This window comes from Bacillus sp. JJ1609, assembly GCF_036967045.1.
Classification (GTDB): Bacteria; Bacillota; Bacilli; order Bacillales; family Cytobacillaceae; genus Mesobacillus.
This window is the reverse complement of sequence record NZ_JBALSS010000047.1, coordinates 1-1,533: the sequence shown is the minus strand read 5'-3', so window position 1 is coordinate 1,533 and position 1,533 is coordinate 1. Positions and strand designations below refer to the sequence as shown.

Genomic DNA, 1,533 nt, shown 5'->3' with positions numbered 1-1,533 from the left:
AGCCCGCAGGAGTCTGCGCACCTTCCACTCCAATCAACAGGGTTTCTATAACTGATCGGTGAACTATACCTTTGTCGACAAAGTGACCGTCCCATGCTTAATTGGACGGTTATTTTATTTCAGCTGATTTAGAGTCTCCGTTCGCAATCATTTCAGAAACAGTGACCATTTTTAAATTTTTCCCCCGAATGTCCTTTAACACAAGCGGAAGTGCATCTGCTGTTTGTTTGGCTGAATCGGATGCGTGCATTAAAAGAATGTCACCTTTTTTTGCCTTAGCAGCATTTTCAGCAATAACGGCAGTGCCCGGATTGGTCCAGTCCTTCGTATCAAGGCTCCAATGGACAACTGTGTAGCCAAGACGTTCTGCAATTTTTAAAGTGCGCTGGTCGAAATGTCCTGTCGGAGCTCTCAGTAATTCAATGTTTTTAACATTGAGTTTCTTGAATGCTTCCTGTGCTTTCATAATGTCGCGGCGGATTTTATCATCCTCCAGCTCGGTATAATCCTTGTAGTCATAACCAAGCATCCCAATTTCATAGCCCTCTTTTACCATTCTGCTAACCAGGTCAGGGTGCCTTTCAGCCCAGGACCCAGATAAAAAGAAAGTTACAGCTGTTGCCTTTTCTTTCTTTAAGATGTCCAGAATAGGTTCAGCCTTTTCGTCCCCCCAGCCAATGTTAAAGGTCAAGGCTAAATCCTTTTCGCCTTTATAAATAGCTTTCGGTTCATCTTTCGCTGAGAATGCGGGTATTTGGATCATATTTTCCATGTAAAAGAACCATGCTGTGAAAAAAGCAGCAATCATGATGACTAAAATCTGTTTAATCGATTTTGCATTTAATACAAAAAAGAAATTCATTTTTCTCACCACCTCGTCCAATGCACTCCTTGTCTAATTTTTATTCTTATTTTCAAAAGATATGATAATAAAAAATAAGATTATAAAAATCCCCAAAAAAGATAACACTACAATCACTATGAGAAAATGAACAGGAGTGTATGTATGCTTGGTGTTCTGATCAATGAAAAAGAACTAAAAGAACTTGAATACTTAATCAAAAGAGAAATGGACGAAATCCTTTTCGACTTAAAGGATGATCGGATTGACCATGTAGTGAAGAGATCGATGAAAGAAAGGTATCAAATCCTGTTTTCACTCTTTAAAAGAATAGCTTCTCCCAAGGAATGTCTTAAATATATGCCAGCGAAGAAAAGCATGTATAAAGGCTAATTACATATCCTCAATAGCTTCTTTATATTTTTTTTAGAAATATGGTTGACGCAAATGAGTTATCCTGATATATTAATAAACGTCGCTGCTGAGCTAATCAAAAAATCGATTGAACAGCGGTTAAATTAATAAAAAATGTGATTGACATTAAGTTGAACACATGATATATTATGAAAGTCGCTTCTGGGCGGCAGAATAATAAAATTGCTCTTTGAAAACTAAACAAACAAGCGTCAACAAACAATATTTTATAGTGACTTCTATTATATAGATGATCACTAGCCAACGTTTTAACTTTA

General features: G+C 37.0%; 2 protein-coding genes. One reads left to right on the top strand and one right to left on the bottom strand.

All coding sequences use genetic code 11. From position 1 onward, the window contains the following. Positions 1–109: 109 nt before the first annotated feature. On the bottom strand, positions 110–862 hold the full coding sequence (pdaB, locus tag V7654_RS23080) for a polysaccharide deacetylase family sporulation protein PdaB (protein WP_335433218.1): 753 nt from the start codon (positions 860–862) through the stop codon (positions 110–112). A gap of 144 nt (positions 863–1,006) precedes the next feature. On the opposite strand from pdaB, the gene V7654_RS23075 reads away from it, so the two are divergent. After that, positions 1,007–1,234: a hypothetical protein gene (locus V7654_RS23075; RefSeq protein WP_335376657.1), complete on the top strand. Its 228-nt coding sequence runs from the start codon at positions 1,007–1,009 to the stop codon at positions 1,232–1,234. Positions 1,235–1,533 lie beyond the last annotated feature (299 nt).

Excerpts from the sequence above, each read along its gene's own strand:
- pdaB (WP_335433218.1), bottom strand. The coding sequence starts at position 862 with ATGAATTTCTTTTTTGTATTAAATGCAAAATCGATTAAACAGATTTTA.
- V7654_RS23075 (WP_335376657.1), top strand. The coding sequence starts at position 1,007 with ATGCTTGGTGTTCTGATCAATGAAAAAGAACTAAAAGAACTTGAATAC.